The organism is Oliverpabstia intestinalis, assembly GCF_009696065.1.
Taxonomy (GTDB): Bacteria; Bacillota; Clostridia; order Lachnospirales; family Lachnospiraceae; genus Oliverpabstia; species Oliverpabstia intestinalis.
The window spans coordinates 1-1,825 of the sequence record NZ_VUMS01000078.1 but is presented as its reverse complement, the minus strand read 5'-3'; the positions used below and the strand labels follow the sequence as shown (position 1 = coordinate 1,825).

Sequence of the window (1,825 nt, the reverse complement as noted above, 5' to 3'; positions counted from 1 at the left end):
TTCTTTACACTGTTCGTCAGTGTTGTCGTTTCTTTCCTGCACATAGATCTGATCGATCAGGGCTGCTACTTTATCTGCTGCCTCCTGGTCAGATGCACTGTCATCTGCGGCTTCTTCGGTGGCTTCTGCCTCTGTTTCGGTTGCTGTGGATTCGGATGTTGTTTCTTTGGTGTCGCCACAGCCAGTCAGAAGTGTTGCTGTCATGGCTGCTGATAACATCAATACTACCAGTTTCTTTTTCATGTTAAATCCTCCTGTTCTCAGATATGAGTACATAAATGAATAAAAAAGAAAATCATAATTGATCCACCGGACCAATTATTAATGTCCAATACAAGAAAAACCTCCGCCAATTGGCGGAGGCACAGGTTACACAAGAATCAGCCAGTATGATTCTGACTTTCTTAATTTTGTACTGCCAGTCCCTCGTGGCCTGAATTCTCAGTTACCGAACACAGTAACTGTTCTTATTCCCGTACTGTGAAAGGCAGGTCTCCCGACTGATCGCTCTGACACTTTGGCTCCCTTCCCGGTTTTCCAGTGGTTATTAGCCTCAACTCGCGAATTACGGTGACGAGCTCGTACCGGATTCTCACCGGTTTCCCTTTTCACCGGACATTTTTTCGTCCGGCACCTTACACATTTTATTCAGTTATGCTGTATTTCCTGTTTATTCTAGCACCGCTCCAATTACTTGTCAATGTTGCATCGTAACTGTTCAGTAACCTCACAGTTACGATGCAATATGCATTTCTAATCACCTTCGGTGATGGCATTTTGACTTGTATGTCTCTGGATTTTGGCAAAAAACAGCCAGTCTGACCAGTCACTGAATAGCAGCTGATCAGACAGGCTGTTCCTTTTATTCATCTGTCATAACTTTTCAGTACCTTCACAGTGGGTGCTGAGCAGTTACGTATCTGATATGTTTTAGTTTGCTGTAGAAGCGCTCTTTCCATCAATTGCAGCTTTACTATGTGCTACATACAGATCCTGGATAGCAGAAATCTCTCCCAGTCCTGCGATCTGAGTATCAATCTTGTCAAATGCTCCTGATGCCTCGAACTGGCTCTTCCAGGAATCCTCATCATCTCCGGCCATATCGTTATTTGCATGGTCTCCGGCTACTACCATCAGCGGACGAAGCACTACTTTTTTGTATCCTGCTTCTTTGATCTTTTCGATCACTGCTTCACATGCGGTATCTTCCGGCTCGCCTTCTACAGTTCCGATAAATACATTCTTGTATCCCAGATCGTTCATCTGGCTCTGCATCTGGCTGTAGCTGATCTTTGCAGTGTGGGAAGTTCCGTGTCCCATGAATACGAATGCGGTTCCGTCTGCCTCTGCCGCATCCAGATCATCATATCCTGCAGTTTTTACTGCCTCTGTTGTGATGGCTTCTGCTACTGCTTTTTTGTCATCATTGACTGCATCGTCACTGTCACCGACTTCTCCTAACAGTGGTTCTGCGATGCTTACAGATTCAAATTTATCTTTGTAGCTTTCTACTGCTTCTGTCAGCTCGTCATACTCAGCGCCATGCATCAGATGAGTCGGCTGTACCACCAGGTTCTTTACACCATTGTCTACGGCACGCTGCAGGGCCTGATCCATATTGTCAATCTTCTCGTCATCACGGGCCTGTACATGGTTGATGATGATCTGTGCGGTAAAGGCTCGTCTTACGGACCAGTTCGGATATGCGGTCTGCAGGGCTTTCTCGATACCTCCGATATCTGCTGTACGGCTGTCATTGAAAGAAGTACCGAAACTTACTACCAGCAGTTCGTTGTCACCGATGTCATCTCCGTTTAACGGATCG

At 45.8% G+C, this 1,825-nt stretch carries 1 protein-coding gene, 1 pseudogene and 1 riboswitch; the gene and the pseudogene both read right to left on the bottom strand.

The window, feature by feature from the left end; genetic code table 11:
• Positions 1-243 (bottom strand): annotated as a pseudogene (locus FYJ57_RS14980) (sirohydrochlorin cobaltochelatase); the annotation flags it as partial.
• A gap of 226 nt (positions 244-469) precedes the next feature.
• A riboswitch (cobalamin riboswitch) is annotated at positions 470-653 on the bottom strand.
• A 277-nt stretch (positions 654-930) separates the two neighbouring features.
• The coding region (locus FYJ57_RS14975; protein ID WP_154433272.1) for a sirohydrochlorin cobaltochelatase at positions 931-1,825 on the bottom strand (895 nt) is incomplete at its 5' end.